Raw genomic sequence first — 14544 nt, forward strand, 5'->3', positions numbered from 1 at the left:
GCCTTCCGAGCTCCCGTTCACTCCGTTCACGGGAACGTCGGTCGCTCGCGGGTGCAGTGCTCGTACTTCGGAGGCCCACAGATGACCCGCCCGAAGGTACTCTTCGTCGACAACTTCGACTCGTTCACGTACAACCTCGTGGAGTACGTCAGCCAGCACGCCGACACCGAGGTGGTGAAGAACACCGCGTCGCTGGACGACGTGCGCGCCGCCGACCCGGACGCCATCGTCCTCTCGCCCGGCCCCGGCCACCCCGAGAACGACCGTGACGTGGGCGTCACCCTCGACGTGTTGCGCGAACTCAGCCCCGAGACACCCACGCTCGGCGTCTGTCTCGGCCTCGAAGCCGCCATCTACGCCTACGGCGGCACCGTGGGGCGCGCGCCCGAACCCGTCCACGGGAAGGCCTACCCGGTCGACCACGACGGGCAGGGCGTCTTCGTCGGACTGGACAACCCGCTTCAGGGCGGGCGCTACCACTCGCTGGTGGCGACGACGGTACCGGACTGTTTCGAGGTGACGGCGACCACCGAGGCTGGCGAGGCGTCGCTCGTGATGGGGATTCGCCACCGCGAGCACCCCATCGAATGCGTCCAGTTCCATCCGGAGAGCGTGCTCACCAGCGGGGGGCACGCGCTCGTCGAGAACTTCCTGCGGGCGGTCCGACCCGCGCGCGCCTAGACCGGGAGCGACCCGAGGACGGCGAGCGCGTCGGCCCCCCCGAACAGCCACAGCGCGCCGACGACGAGCGTCGCGACGACCACGACTTTCCAGACGACACGTAAGAGCAGTCGTCCCAGCAACAGCACGACACCGAGGATGACGAGCACCGCGAGCAGGTCGGGGAGGGCGAGCGCCTGCGCGGGGAGGGGTGCCATGTGTGATAGTTCTCTTCGGGAGTCATAAACGCGTCGGCGACAGTCGGGGGGGGGCGAGTGGAGAGAAGGGGCCCCCTGCGACACCCGCCGGAGGGCACGTTCGGAGTATTATACAGCCGGCGAATTTTGCTTACGAACCCCCGCTCGCTTCGACTCGAAGACCGCCGCCATCGTGCGGTTTTCTCGCTCCGATGCCACTTCCACCACGGTCTACTTACGGTTATGTTTCGTAGCTCCCTGTGGAGAAGACGTACGACAGAGCGCCGAGGTACGGCGCTCGTCTGGCAGCGACACACACGGGAGGATGTCCTTCCGCTGGTCATATACGAGCCGAACCGCAGAACTACATCTACCCGAACACCCCATCAATGACCGAACCTCACTCAGCCATCACCGACACCGCATCGCTCTCCCGGAGGACCCATGAGTAGTCGAGAGGACCTCTCCGCGAACGAACTCTCCTTGCCCGTCAAGCGCACCGACGGGGAGACGCTCGCCGACCGGATGACCGGCAACGCCTACGACAACATCCTGCCCGCGCGCTACCTCCGCAAGGACGCCGAGGGGAACCTGGTCGAGACGCAGGAGGACCTCTTTGTGCGCGTCGCGAAGAACATCGCGCTCGCCGAGGCCGTCTTCGAGGCCGAGAAGCGCGACGTCGAGGTCACGGTGACCCCGGAACAGCTCAAACCCGGCCACCCCCGGCGCGACGAACTCGCCGCCGAGGTCTTCGGCGCGGGCACCACCGCCGACGCCGAGGCGGAGACGACGCTCTCGGTGTACAACGTCAACAAGTTCGCCTACGACACCGTCGTCCCCGAACTCCCCGACGGCGTCCGGGAGCACGTCGAGAGCGTCGCCGCCGAGTTCCAGGACCTGATGGAGCGCCTCTCCTTTATCCCCAACTCGCCCACCCTCATGAACGCGGGCGACGAGCTCCAGCAGCTCTCGGCGTGTTTCGTCGACTCGCCCGACGACGACCTGACGGACATCCACCAGACGGCCAAGGAGGCCGCCGAGGTGTTCCAGTCCGGCGGCGGCATGGGCTACGCCTTCTGGCGGCTCCGACCGTACGGCGACCCCGTCGGCTCCACCGGCGGCATCGCCAGCGGCCCGATGACGTTCATGGAGACGTTCGACCAGATGTGCGAGACCATCGCGCAGGGCGGCACCCGGCGCGGCGCACAGATGGGCGTCATGCGCGTCTCGCACCCCGACGTCATCGAGTTCATCCACTCGAAGAACAAGGACGTCTCGCTGGCACACACCCTCCGCCTGAACGACCCCGACGACTACACCTACACGTCGTTCAGCGAGGCGCTGGAGGAGGCCCGCGACCTCATCGACGAGGACGGCCGCGTCCCCAAGCACCTCCGCAACGCCGTCGAGGGCCACCTCTCGAACTTCAACATCTCCGTCGGCGTCACCGACGACTTCATGGAAGCGCTGTACGACGACGGGGAGTTCACCTTCACGAACCCCCGCACGGAGGAGCCACACATCGCCACCGAGGAGACGAAGGAGATGTACTCCCGGTACGGTCTCGGCGAGTACGTCGAACCCGGCGAGGAGTTCTCCATCCCCGCGCAGGTCCTCTGGGACCGCATCGTCGGCGGCGCCCACGAGAACGGCGAACCCGGCGTCGTCTACCTCGAACGCATCAACAAGGAGCACTCCTTCGACGTGGAGGCACACCCCGACCATCGCATCCTCGCGACGAACCCGTGTGTCACCGGTGACACGCTCATCAGCACCGAGAGCGGGCTGGTATCCGCCGAGGAACTGTACGAGCAGGGCGTCGCTCGTGACGTGGTCGTCGATGGCCGTCTCAGCGAGGACACGCTCAAGGAAGCGAGCAGCGTGTACAAGACGGGCGAGAAGGACGTGTACAAGCTCACGACCGAAGAGGGGTACGAACTTCGTCTCACCGCAGACCACCGCATCATGACCGACGACGGCTGGGTTGAAGCACAGGACCTGGACGCTGGCGACACGGTCCACATCCAGAACCGGAAAGGTGCGTTCGGCCAGCACGGTTCGGCGGCAGAAGGTCGTGTCCTCGGTTGGCTCGTCGGTGACGGCCACCTCAAGCACGGCGAAGAGCGTGCCGTCCTCAACTTCTACGACGAGGACAGCCAGATTTCTGCTGACTTCGCTACGGACGTGAACGAAGTCGTTCGCGCCCCGAACGGCAACGCGGACTACACCGTTGGGGTGAGCGACATCAACCGCGGTGACGACTACCGTGGGGCACAGGCAGTCGAACAGCGTGTTCGGTCTGCCCGCTTGTACGAGTACGCAGAGGAGGTTGGACTCGCGGAGACGAAACATCAGGTCCCGGACGCTGTTATGCGGGGCAGCGAAGAGATGGCTCGCGGATTCCTGCAGGCGCTGTTCACCGCAGACGGAAGCGTACAGGGAACCGTCGAGAAGGGCATCTCTGTCCGACTGTCGAGTTCCGAACTCGGACTGCTCAAAGACACCCAGCAGTTACTCCTCAACGTTGGTATCGGGAGCAACATCTACCAGAACCGCCGCGACGCCGGAGCGAAGGAACTGCCCGATGGGAACGGCGGTACGAACGAATACGAGACGAAGGCACAGCACGAACTCGTCGTCTCCAGTTCCCATACGGTCGCTTTCGAGGAAGAAATCGGATTCCTTCTCGACTCGAAAAACGAGGCGCTCGCAAACCGACTGGACCAGTACAGTCGCGGCCCGTACCAGCCGGCGTTCGAGGCCACCGTCGAAGCCATCGAAGCCGACGGTCACGAGGCAGTGTACGACCTCACCGAACCCGACACGCACTCGTTCGTCGCGAACGGAATCGTCGTTCACAACTGCGGCGAGCAGCCACTCGAAGAGTACGAGGCGTGCAACCTCGGGCACATCAACCTCTCGACGCTCGTCGCCGAGGACGCCCCCGACTGGCGTGTCTGGTCGGCCGAACACGGTGACGAGTACGACAGCCACGCAGCGGCCGTCGAAGCGTTCTTGGAGGAGGCACTGGACGTCGAGGAGTTCGACCACCGCATCGAACAGGGGACTCGGTTCCTCGAGAATGTCGTCACGATGTCGGACTTCCCGGTGCCCGAAATCGAGCAGAAGGTCCGCGAGATGCGGAAAATCGGCCTCGGCGTCATGGGCCTCGCACAGCTGTACATCCAGCTAGGCATCCGCTACGGCAGCGACGCGGGCAACGAGGTCGCCCGGCAGGTCATGGCCCACATCAACCACGGGTCGAAGTGGGCCTCCCACGAACTCGCCGAGGAGCGCGGGAGCTTCGAGGAGTGGGACAACTCCAAGTACGCGACCCCCACCGAGTACCGCGAGTGGTTCGAGCACCAGACGGGTCTCGACGCCGACGAGTGGGCCGACGGCTTCGCGATGCGCAACCACAACACGACGACCATCGCCCCGACGGGCACCACCTCGATGGTCGGCAACACCACCGGCGGGTGTGAGCCCATCTACAACGTCGCCTACTACAAGAACGTCTCCGACGACGTGCAGGGCGACGAGATGCTCGTCGAGTTCGACGACTACTTCCTCCGGGTGCTGGAGGCCAACGACATCGACGTCGACGAGGTCAAGCGCGAGGCCGTCGAGCAGATGGGGAACAACGAGTTCGACGGCGTCGCCTCGCTGTCGACGGTGCCCGACGCCATCTCCGAACTGTTCGTCGTCACCGCCGACCTCTCGGGGCTGGACCACGCGAGCGTCCAGTGTGCCTGTCAGGAGGGCGTCGACTCCGCCATCTCGAAGACCTGCAACTTCCCGAACAGCGCCTCGAAGGAGGACATGGACGAGGTGTACCGCTACATCTACGACCACGGCGGGAAGGGCGTCACCGTCTACCGCGACGGCACCCGCTCGAAGCAGGTGCTGACCACGCGCGCCGACAACGCCGAGTTCGCCGACGAGAGCGAGGCCGCCGAGGCCATCGTCGAGCAGATTCGCGAGGTGTTCGGCGGGCTGGAGGGCTTCCTCGACAACGAGGACGTGCAGGCCGCACTCGACACCGAGTTCGACGCTCTCGCGGCACCGGACTACGCCGAGAAACAGCCCCGGCCCGACGTGCTCCGCGGGGTCACCCAGCGCATCGACACCGGCTACGGCAAGGTGTACGTGAACATCAACGAGGACGAGTACGGCCGTCCGTTCGAACTGTTCGCGAACATCGGCCACTCCGGCGGCTTCACCAACTCCTTCACGGAGGCGCTGGCGAAGGTCATCTCGACGGCGCTCCGCAGCGGCGTCGACCCCGAGGAGATCGTCGACGAACTGCAGGGCACCCGTAGCCCGAAGGTGGCGTGGGACAAGGGCGAGCAGATCCAGTCCATCCCGGACGCCATCGGCACCGCGATGCGCCGCTACCTCGACGACGAGATCGACAAGCCCTACCCCAAACAGCAGAGCCTCGACGAACTGAGCGAGGACGCGAACGCGAGTCGGGAGACCGACGGCGGACTCGAAGCCGCCTCCGCCGACGCCCCCGATCCGAACGTGGACGTCGAGCGCGAGGACGCCCGCGACATCACGCAGGACCTCATCGCCGCCGGCGAGTCCCCGGAGTGTCCCGAGTGTGGCTCCATGACGCTCAACATGAGCGAGGGCTGCAAGACCTGCCAGTCGTGTGGCTGGTCGGAGTGCTCGTAGACTGAACTGACGCCGCTCCCGATTTCTTCTTCGCGCGCTTCGACGCCTCAGTCCCGCCGCAGGAGGTGGTACGTCTGCGAGGCGAGGTCGACTGCGAGACCCGCACCCAGCACCGCCAGCACCTCCCTGTCCACCTCGCCGTCGCGCGCGAGGCGACGGAGGAACACGGCGACCAGCCCCACCCAGACCGCGCGGTAGGCGTCCTGATTCCCCCGTCGGAGCACGTCCTCGACGTCGATACCCGTCCCGTTCGCGTCTGTCGTCCCGTCCATGTTCGGACCCCGGTGACGAGGACGGATAGCGGTTCCCACCGGAAGCCGGGGGAGATTCTAGCGGGACAAGGCGCTCGGAGAGCTGGTTGGCGTTCCGCGGACACTCCGAGAGCGCGCGGATGATCCGCACCCGGTTGGTCCCGCCACGGGTGCCCGCGAGCAGGTACCAGAGCGCCTTCTCCATCTGGTAGCCCCTCTGGCCTCCGACGTGGTTAGCGGTCCGGTGCCCGTGCGCCGAGACGCCGTCGGCGAAACCGTGATGTGTCGGGAGTGGCTCACCCGTGACATGGAACGCGGTGGCCGCCCCTGTCCCTTCTGCGAGACGCCGATGTTCAAGCGCCACTGCAAGTACGTCTGTCCGAACCACGGCGTCGTGGTGGACTGTTCGGACCCGTTCGTCTAGTCGGCCGCGACGCCGCCCGCGAGGCGTTCGTACACCGGTCCGGCGAGCAGCAGGGTGGCGACGGCCGCCCCGCCGGCGACGAGGGGGAGGCCAGCCGAGAGGCCCTCCGCCGTGAGGCGCTCCATCGAACTGCCGGCGACGACACTCGCGACCACCCACGGCACCTCGCCGAGGGCCGTCCCGAGGAGGAACGGGCGGAACCGGACGCGGGCGAGGCCCGCCCCGTAGGAGACGACGTCCGTCGGAACGGGTGCGAGGCGGGCCGCGAGGACGCCGCGGGTGTCGCCCGTCGTGGCGAAGAGGTCCGCGCCGGTCGCACCCGCCCGGCCCAGTACGCCCTCCGTCGGTCGGGTCGTCCAGGCGAACAGGTACGGCGGGAGCGTCGTGAGGACGACGACGGCGAACGCCACCGGGAGTCCCGCGAGACCGAGGACGTACCCTGCGAGGCCCGCGAGCACCCCGACCGGCCACGCGAGGAACGGGCGGACGAGCGCGAGACCCACCAGCACGAGGCCGAACGCGAGGGGGTCCTCGCCGAGCGCGACGAGCGAGGAGAGGAGGTGCGACGGCGAGAAGGCGAGCGAGAGGGCGAGGACGACGGCGGCCGCGAGCGAGAGGCCCGTGACCTGCCGTCGTGTCGCCCCGTTCATACCTCCGCGTTCGCCGGGGCGGGCAAACCTCTTGTGGTCATCACTGTCGTGGTCGCGCGAGCGAAGTCCGGTCGTCGACGCCGCCCGGCGAGCGCACCGGGGCGAACGACCCCGGCTGTCGGTGGTCGCTCACCCGATTCGCGCCCGAACGACGATCAGAAACCCGAGTGGTGGCGGTCGGCCGAGGCGGAACCCGGGGCCCGGGCGGTGTCCGTTCCCGGTCGGACGTGTCGCTGACAAGTGTAGGCTTTATTGGGATGGGAGTATTTGGAGTAAACGACGCTTCGTCTGGAGGGCCGAAGCGTCAGCGGGGACCAATTTCAGGACGGCAGGCCCGGGCGGGCCCTTTTCATCCCGCCCGGGCCTGTGTCCTGTTCCGCATCAGAATCGACGAGCGGTGCGTCTCTCCCGACGGAACGCGAGAGAGCCTGAGAGCCTCAGCGGCCGGCAGAGCCGAGTTCGAAGCCACCCGACGCACACGAGTGGCAACACTCCCCGCCGGTGTTCCGCCGTGGTGGGTGTCGGACTCGCGGCGCACCGACTGCCTCCGACCCCGCCCTGGGCCGGTCCGTGGCCACTGGCCCCCTCGCGGTCGTCCGTATCCGTTCGCCACCTCGGTCCTCGGTCGGGCGGCGTCGTGAGGGGAGACCGAATCCGAGACCCCCGACGGCCCTGTCGGGCACGCGCGAGGGATTTAACCCGTCGCGTGTGGTATCGCGCGATGTGACGGACGAGACGGTCGAACTCGGGGTGCAACTGCTCGAACGCCTCGAACACGAGGAGCTCTCGCTCGCCGAGACCATCGACCGGCTGGAGACGGTCACGACCCACCCGACGACGACGCGGACCATCCTCGACGAGGCCGAGAAGCGGGGCATCATCCACCGCGAGGACGGCCTCATCCGCCCGACGGGCGGTCGGTTCCTGCGGTTCCAGAGCGAGGTCGTCGTCAAGGAAGGCGAGTTCACCTGCCGGCGCTGTGGCGCGTCTATCTCGACGGGGCACTTCATGCGCCTCGAAGCCGGCGAGCACGGCCCGTTCGGCTCCTCGTGCATCCGCAAGGTGACGGGACGGGAGTGAGCTACCTGCCGCGGCGGAGTTCCTCGATGAGGCGGTCGATGGTCGCCTCCTGCCGTTCGAGCGCGGCGGCCTGTCGCTCGACGGCCGCCGAGAGGCGGGCGAGTTCCGCCGACGGGTCCGCCGGGTCGTCGCTGGTCCGGCCGAAGCGGAACCCGCCGTCCTCGGGGTCGGGGTCCACGTCGGTAGCGGTGTCCGCATCGCCCTCGCCCGTCCCGGACGGGGGCGCCCCGGCGTCCCCCGACTCCGAGGTGGCGATCGCATCCGCGAGCGCGTCGGTCGACGTCCGTTCGTCCGCGGCGCTCGCCCCCTCCTCGTCCTCCAGGAGCGACCCGATGGCGTCGCCCTCCTCGCCGACGACGGCGGAACGGGCGTCGACGCGCGGTTCCTCCTCGGCGTCCTCGGGCGCGAGGTCGTCGAGCGACCCGACGCCGTGGTGGTCGAGCAGTGCGGTCTCGAGCGTCCGCCGGACCTCGCGGGCGCTGTCGGCGGGCGCTTTCACCCGCTGGGGGCGGCCGTCGACGCGCAAGACGAGTTCGGTGGCGACGCGCCCCTCCTCGGTGTCGAGGCCCGTCACGCCGTCGAAGGGGTAGGACTCGGCGTCGTCGTCCCAGAGGGCGGTCCCGACGTGTTTGACGAGGCGGCGGTCGGTGACGACGAGGGTGAGTTCGCTGAAGCGATAGACGCGCCTGACCGACTCGCCGTCGTCCGCCACGTCCGCTGCCGCGAGGACGCCCCCGAGGAGCGGTTCGAGCACGTCGTCGAGGCGGTCCTTCGGGACGACGAACTCACGGGTGCCGTCGAAGTAGGCCAGTCGGACGGTGGCCTTGCGCCTGCCGACGGCGCACTCGACGCGGTCGGTCTCGTGGGGGAACTCGTCGACGGACTCGTCGCGCAGGAGGCCCTCCGCCCGGTAGACGAGCGTTCGGGTGGGCGTGACGGCGACGGCGTCGTCGTCGAGGGGGACCAGGGCGTCGACCGTCTCCCCGTCGAGACGAGCGGCCAGCAGGTCCGGTGACTCGGAGTCCATGCGCGGGACTATCCCTCGCCCGACATAAGCCTGCGGGCGAAGATAATAAGAGTCAAGTGCGGTACGGCGGTATCATCGAGTGCGCCCGGGTGGCTTAGCTGGACATAGCGCCGCACTCATAGGGTATTCACCTCGCGGCATTCTGCCCGCATCCCTCGGGACCACGCCGGTCCCGTACCTGGGACATGCGGAGATCGTGGGTTCGGAGCCCACCCCGGGCACTCATTGTTTCGACGCCACACCGCGAGCGACGGGTCCGTCGAACCGTGACAATCGTTGCACCGACATGAATGCTCATACCAGTGGGGCCCCTCCCCCCGTACGACGGCACATGGTAGGCAACCTGACACGCGGAACCTGAGCGTCCACACATCGCTCTGGGGTGTCCGCCGTCGCACCCCGTTTCTCGCTCGCAGAGCGACCGCTCTCCGTCGGTCACGAGTGCGTCGAAGGAGGATGGGGCCGCCGGTGAGGTCACCGACCCACTCCCATGCGTCGAGGCCGGCGACCAGCGCCGGCCCGTATCCGACGACTCGATGACGACGGGAAAAGCTACGGCTTGTCCACAGGGACGAGCGGCCGCTCTCCCGACCCGCTCGCTGCCCGCAAACCGCCAGACGTGACGGCGAAACTTGCTCAGGCAGGCCGCATTCTGATGCCCGAGGCTGGAGTTGACTGCTACCGTCGGAGGGGCGAGAGCGGGCGACGACAACTCCGTCCGCCGAGGACTCGACGACACGCGAAAGCGACACTACTCCCATGACAGACCGAACAATCGTATCCTGCGAGGACTGCCAGCACGTCTACACGGCACGCGTCCGGGACGACGGTGGGCTCATCCTGCCGACGCCGGGCAACGCCTGTGGCTGTGGCTGTGAATCGTTCGCGAAAGTGACCGCACAACAGATCTGACGACGGCCGGTGGGTGGCCCCACCGCCGAGGCCCGTCGGCGCACGACGCGCCGGACCGCTTCTTTCGACGCTCGATACACGGCCCGCGAGTCACGGCGATATCGTCCGGTTCGGGGGACCTGAGGTTCGAGGGGACAAGACTATACTGGCGCCGTGAGTCGCCGGAGAGTGAGTGAACATGGTTTCCGAGACAGCGACGCGTTCGGACCGGCCGACGAGTGAGACCGACGGGAGGAGCGAGCGGTGAACCTGCTCGACGCGTTGATCGTCCTCCAGCAGAACGAGTCGCCGGGAACCGAACCGGGCGATTTCATCCCCGACTCTCCCGAGGAGGCCCTCGTGATGCTCAGCGGCGTCATCGAGGGCGCGGCGAAGTTCATCGTCGCGTTCATCGCCGTCTACCTGTTGGGGAAACTCGTCCTCGCACCCCTCGCCCGACGGGCGCTGAAGGCTCGGGGGTTCAACGAGAGCATCCGCGGCCTCGCCGACAGCGTCGTGAGTGTCGTCGTGCTGTTCGCCGCCGTCGCCATCGCGTTCACCGTCGCCGGGTTCGGGACGTTCCTCGCCGCGTTCGCCACCCTCGGCGGTGCCCTCGCGCTTGCCGTCGGGTTCGCCGCACAGGACCTGATGGGCAACTTCGTCGCGGGCGTCTTCATCCTCAAGGACCGTCCCTTCGAGGTGGGCGACTGGATCGAGAAAGGTGACCTCGTCGGCCGGGTACAGGACATCGACCTGCGCGTGACGACGCTCAAGACCTTCGACAACGAGAAGATCACCGTCCCGAACTCCGAACTCGCCAACAACGCCGTCAAGAACCCGGTCGCCTACGACAAACTCCGCCAGAAGTTCGTCTTCGGCATCGGCTACGACGACGACATCGACGCCGCGAAGGAGGTCATCCTCGAGGAGGCGCGGAACCTCGACACCATCATGGACAACCCGGAACCCGCGGTCCGGGTGACGGAACTCGCGGACTCCTACGTCGGCCTCCAGAGCCGGTTCTGGATCGACGACCCCTCCCGGGCGGACTTCATGAAGGTCCGCTCGGACTTCATCCAGTCCGTCAAGGAGCGCTGTGACGCCGAGACCATCGAGATGCCCTACCCCTACCGGGAACTCGTCGGCGGCCTCGGCGTGGACGTGGAGGGCGAACTCCAGACCACCGAGTCGCAGGCGACCACCGCCGACTGAGCCGTTCGCTGTCTCTCCCCGCTCCACCTGCCGGAGCAACGCCTATCGGTCGCGAGCGCCTCCCTCGGGTAGACCGATGGACGAGGCCACCGCCCGCGCCGCCTGCCGGGAGGCGTTCCCCGAGGCGACGGTCCGGTCGCTCTCGGTCACGGGGACCGGGAACGTCAAGCGGTCTTTCGACGCCACCCTCGCCCGCGAGGGGAGGTCGGAGCGGGTCGTCGTCCAGTTGTACCCCGACGTCGCCCGCCTGCGCGCCGAGGCGGCGCTCCTCCGGGCCATCGCCGGGGGAACCGACGTCCCCGTCCCCGCGGTGCGCGCCGTCGGGCGCGTCAGCGAGGCGGGCTATCTCGTCACCGACCACGTCGCGGGCGTCGACTTGCACCGCCGGTTCTCCGACCTCGCGCCCGACGACCAGCGAAGCGTGGTCCGGACCTTCGGACGCGCCCTCGGTGACCTCCACGGGGCGTTCACCTTCGAGGGGTTCGGCCGCCTCGTCGACCGGGGCGGGTCGCTGGTCGTGGCCGACCCCGCGACGGACTGGCCAACGTACCTCCGGTCGCTCGTCGACGAGGGCCTCGACCGCCTCGCGCCGTCGCTCGCGGACCTCCGCGACCCCGTCCGCGAGGCGGTCGCCGAGGCGCGGTCCGCGGGACGCCTCCCCGCCGCCCCGCCCGCGGCGCTCTACCCGTGGGACCTCCGACCCGGGAACGCGCTGTACGACGGGGGCGGCGTGACCGCCTTCCTCGACTGGGGGGACCCGCGGACCGCCCACGCGGAGTTCTCGCTGGCGAAAGTCGAGTACCTCGTCGCCGACTGGTACGCGGGGGGCGACCGGGCCGAGTCGCTCCGCGGGGCGTTCTACGACGGCTACCGCGAGGCGTCGAGCGTCGACCCGGCGTACTGGGTGGAGCGGCGACGACTCTACCGGATGGGTGCCGTCGTCCTGAGCGCGATGGACTCGCAGGGGCGGGTCACCCGCCCGCGCTACCCGATGGTCCCGCCCGACGAGGCGGCCGCCCTCCACCGGGACGCGGTCGAGTCGCTCCTCTGACGCCGCTCAGCGGCCCTCGAACTCCGGGTCGCGCCCCTCCAGTAGCGCGCCGAACCCCTCCTCGCGGTCCTCGGTCGCGTAGAGGTCCATCGCGAGGTAGTGTTCGATGTCGAGGCCGTCGTCGAGGGGGACGTCGAAGGCGTGCCCGAACGCTTCGAGCGCGCGCTGGACCCCCAGCGGAGCCTTCTCGCAGAGGTCGTCCGCGAAGTCGCGCGCCCGGTCGTCGACCTCGTCGCCGGGACACACCTCCGTCACGAGGTCGATGCGGTCGGCCTCCTCGGGGTCGATGAACTCCGCGGTGAGCACCATCTCCTTGGCGCGCGCCAGCCCCACGAGTCGCGGGAGGCGCTGGGTCGTCCCCGCGTGGGGGAACACGCCGAGTTCGACCTCGATGACGCCGTAGCGGGCGTCGTCCCCGATGATGCGGAAGTCGGCGGGGAGCGTCAACTCGAAGGCACCCGCCGGCGCGGCGCGTTTGATGCCCACGACGGAGGGTTTCGAGAGGTCGTCGATGGCGTCCATCAGACCCGTGAGTTCCCGGTGGATGTCGCGGTGGGTCGCCTCGCTGCTCTCGTACATCATGTCGAGGTCCATCCCCGCGGAGAACACGTCGCCGCGGCCGAGGAGGGTCACGGCCCGCACGTCGTCGTTAGCGTCGACCCGTTCGACCGCCTCGGTGAGGTCCGCGATGAGCGCGCGGTTCATCGCGTTGCGCTTGTCGGGGCGGTTCAGGTAGACGTCCGCGCGGTGCCCTTCGTACGCGATGCCCGCGAGTCCCGTGCCAACTGTGTCCATACCACCCGGTCCGGGGCGAGGGGCTTAACCGTTCAGGCGTCCCGTCGGGTCGCCAGCAGGGCGGCCGCGACGAGGGCGACCAGCGCCGCGAGGACGCCGAAGCCGGGGCCGTCGCCGCTGGAGGTGTCCTCATTGTTCGCATCCCCGATGTTCCGCGAGAGGTTCCCGTCGCCCTCGACGGTCGTGCTGTTGTTGGCGGGCGGGGCGGACGGCCCGGCGGCCACGTCGCTCCCGTTGCCGGTCGTGTTCGTCGCCGTCGCCGTGGAGTCGGCGGTCGAAGTCGCGTCGCCGCCTTCGGTACCGGTCGCCGTCTGCGTGGTCGTCCCGGTCTGCTCCGTCGCCGTCCGCGTCGCGGTGCCCGCGCCGCCCTCGCCGTCACCCGCGTCGTCCGTCGACTCGGGCGTGTCGGTCGGGTTCGGCGTGGGCGTGGGGTCGGGGGTCCCGGTCGGCGTCGCCGTCGGGTCCGGCGTCGGCGTGGCCGTCTCCGTCGGTCGCTCGTCCGAGAGGGGCGCGTCGCCGGTCCGCGGGTCCTGGACGTAGTACGGGTCGAACCGGACGTTGGAGACGCCCGCGGAGGCACCCTCGCTCACCGACTGTCCGTTCCCGTCGGCGAGGAGGCCGGTCGAGGGGTCCTCGAAGGGCGCGTCGGCGTCGGCGGCGCTCGAGGGGCCGTCGTCTGCCCCCCACCAGTTGCGGCGGGCGTCGACGACCACGTCCTCGGCGGCGACGCCCATCCCTCCGTTCCCGTCGATGATGGAGACGTGAATCTCGCCCGACGGGTCCACGATGCCGTCCCCGCTGTCGGCGACGTGCAGGCCGTGGCCCGCGTTGTCCACGAGGACCGAGCGGTCGACGGAGACCTCGCCGGTGTCGACCGAGACGCCGTCGCCCTCGTTGTCCGCGACGGTCGTCTCGACGACCGTGAACGTGGTGTGGAGGCCGTCGATACCGGGGCCGCCGTTGGCCTCGACCGTCGAGTCGCGGACCGTGACGCCGCTGTCGGCGGCGGCGATGCCGGCCTTGCGGTTGTCGGAGATGTCCGAGTCGACGACCGACGCGTCGGCACTGATCTCGTAGTAGATGCCGAGTTCGTTTCCGGAGACGGTCGAACCGGTGAGGGTGGCGTCCGTGGCGTCGACGGCGCGGATACCGTAGCGGGCGTTGTCGGTGATGGTGGCGCCGCTGATGGTCGTCGACGACGACGAACTGAGCGCGACGCCGTCCTCCCAGCCGGTGACGGTGACGTCGGAGAGACGATGACCGCTAGTCACTTCGAAGAGGACGCCGGTCTTGCTCCCGTCGCCGGCGATGGTGTGGCCGTTCCCGTCGATGGTGACGTCGCTCGCGGCGACGCGGAGGCAGGCGTCGTCCGGTGCGTTCCCGGCCCCGACACCGTCCCCGATGTCGTTCGTGAGGACGTACTCGCCGGACTCGTCGATGGCGGTACAGGACGACAGTTCGGTGGCCGAGGACTGGGCGACGACCGGCAGGCCCGTCCACGCGGCCGCGACGACGAACGCCGTGACCGCGAGCGCGGCGATTCGCCGTGAGCTGGAGGCTGTCATGGGAGCCACTCTGCGCTATCGACCCTTCGTTACCCGTGAAATAAACACTGAAACAACAGAG

General features: G+C 68.6%; 13 protein-coding genes, 1 tRNA gene and 1 pseudogene. 8 read left to right on the forward strand and 7 right to left on the reverse strand.

Annotated elements, in window-relative coordinates; all coding sequences use genetic code 11:
- The first annotated feature begins 81 nt into the window (after nt 1-81).
- The gene (trpG, locus tag NKG96_RS16590) at nt 82-681 is read left to right on the forward strand and encodes an anthranilate synthase component II (protein WP_254536282.1); all 600 of its coding nucleotides are present in this window, start codon (nt 82-84) and stop codon (nt 679-681) included.
- On the opposite strand, the gene NKG96_RS16595 is transcribed toward trpG, so the two are convergent.
- A complete protein-coding gene (locus NKG96_RS16595) occupies nt 678-878 on the reverse strand; it encodes a DUF8029 family protein (protein WP_254536283.1) in 201 nt (66 codons plus the stop codon). The two genes, trpG and NKG96_RS16595, sit on opposite strands and share 4 nt — an antisense overlap.
- Before the next feature lie 423 nt (nt 879-1301).
- On the opposite strand from NKG96_RS16595, the gene NKG96_RS16600 reads away from it, so the two are divergent.
- On the forward strand, nt 1302-5537 hold the full coding sequence (locus NKG96_RS16600; RefSeq protein ID WP_254536284.1) for a ribonucleotide reductase barrel domain-containing protein: 4236 nt from the start codon (nt 1302-1304) through the stop codon (nt 5535-5537).
- Between the two features lie 47 nt (nt 5538-5584).
- On the opposite strand, the gene NKG96_RS16605 is transcribed toward NKG96_RS16600, so the two are convergent.
- Both NKG96_RS16605 and NKG96_RS16610 read right to left on the reverse strand, forming a co-directional pair.
- Entirely contained in the window at nt 5585-5809 is a 225-nt protein-coding gene (locus NKG96_RS16605) for a hypothetical protein (protein WP_254536285.1), read from the reverse strand.
- A 67-nt stretch (nt 5810-5876) separates the two neighbouring features.
- A pseudogene (locus NKG96_RS16610) lies at nt 5877-5993 on the reverse strand (ArsR family transcriptional regulator); the annotation flags it as partial.
- A 102-nt stretch (nt 5994-6095) separates the two neighbouring features.
- On the opposite strand from NKG96_RS16610, the gene NKG96_RS20980 reads away from it, so the two are divergent.
- Complete coding sequence (locus tag NKG96_RS20980; RefSeq protein ID WP_303651782.1) at nt 6096-6212, forward strand: HVO_2523 family zinc finger protein; 117 nt, start codon at nt 6096-6098, stop codon at nt 6210-6212.
- Here the strand turns inward: NKG96_RS20980 and NKG96_RS16615 are convergent.
- Nucleotides 6209-6862, reverse strand: coding sequence for a TVP38/TMEM64 family protein (locus NKG96_RS16615; RefSeq protein ID WP_254536286.1), 654 nt, complete (start codon nt 6860-6862; stop codon nt 6209-6211). The two genes, NKG96_RS20980 and NKG96_RS16615, sit on opposite strands and share 4 nt — an antisense overlap.
- A gap of 723 nt (nt 6863-7585) precedes the next feature.
- On the opposite strand from NKG96_RS16615, the gene NKG96_RS16620 reads away from it, so the two are divergent.
- Nucleotides 7586-7942 (forward strand): DUF5830 family protein, encoded by a 357-nt coding sequence (locus tag NKG96_RS16620; protein WP_254536287.1) that lies wholly within the window; start codon nt 7586-7588, stop codon nt 7940-7942.
- Nucleotide 7943: 1 nt separating this feature from the next.
- Here NKG96_RS16620 and NKG96_RS16625 read toward each other — a convergent pair whose 3' ends face one another.
- Nucleotides 7944-8969, reverse strand: coding sequence for a DUF7115 domain-containing protein (locus tag NKG96_RS16625; protein ID WP_254536288.1), 1026 nt, complete (start codon nt 8967-8969; stop codon nt 7944-7946).
- Between the two features lie 83 nt (nt 8970-9052).
- On the opposite strand from NKG96_RS16625, the gene NKG96_RS16630 reads away from it, so the two are divergent.
- The 4 genes from NKG96_RS16630 (at nt 9053) to NKG96_RS16645 (ending at nt 12123) form a co-directional block, all read left to right on the forward strand.
- Nucleotides 9053-9190, forward strand: a tRNA-Met gene (locus NKG96_RS16630).
- A gap of 538 nt (nt 9191-9728) precedes the next feature.
- Nucleotides 9729-9881, forward strand: a complete 153-nt coding sequence (locus NKG96_RS16635; RefSeq protein WP_254536289.1) for a hypothetical protein — start codon at nt 9729-9731, stop codon at nt 9879-9881.
- 342 nt (nt 9882-10223) lie between these two features.
- The gene (locus tag NKG96_RS16640) at nt 10224-11072 is read left to right on the forward strand and encodes a mechanosensitive ion channel family protein (protein WP_368409318.1); all 849 of its coding nucleotides are present in this window, start codon (nt 10224-10226) and stop codon (nt 11070-11072) included.
- A gap of 76 nt (nt 11073-11148) precedes the next feature.
- Entirely contained in the window at nt 11149-12123 is a 975-nt protein-coding gene (locus NKG96_RS16645; RefSeq protein ID WP_254536291.1) for a phosphotransferase family protein, read from the forward strand.
- Nucleotides 12124-12129: 6 nt separating this feature from the next.
- Here NKG96_RS16645 and NKG96_RS16650 read toward each other — a convergent pair whose 3' ends face one another.
- Together NKG96_RS16650 and NKG96_RS16655 are read right to left on the reverse strand one after the other, a co-directional pair.
- Nucleotides 12130-12918: an enoyl-CoA hydratase/isomerase family protein gene (locus NKG96_RS16650; protein ID WP_254536292.1), complete on the reverse strand. Its 789-nt coding sequence runs from the start codon at nt 12916-12918 to the stop codon at nt 12130-12132.
- A 32-nt stretch (nt 12919-12950) separates the two neighbouring features.
- Nucleotides 12951-14483: a right-handed parallel beta-helix repeat-containing protein gene (locus tag NKG96_RS16655; RefSeq protein ID WP_254536293.1), complete on the reverse strand. Its 1533-nt coding sequence runs from the start codon at nt 14481-14483 to the stop codon at nt 12951-12953.
- Between the last annotated feature and the right edge of the window lie 61 nt (nt 14484-14544).

Origin of the sequence: Halomarina litorea (genome assembly GCF_024227715.1) — an archaeon.
Classification (GTDB): domain Archaea; phylum Halobacteriota; class Halobacteria; order Halobacteriales; family Haloarculaceae; genus Halomarina; species Halomarina litorea.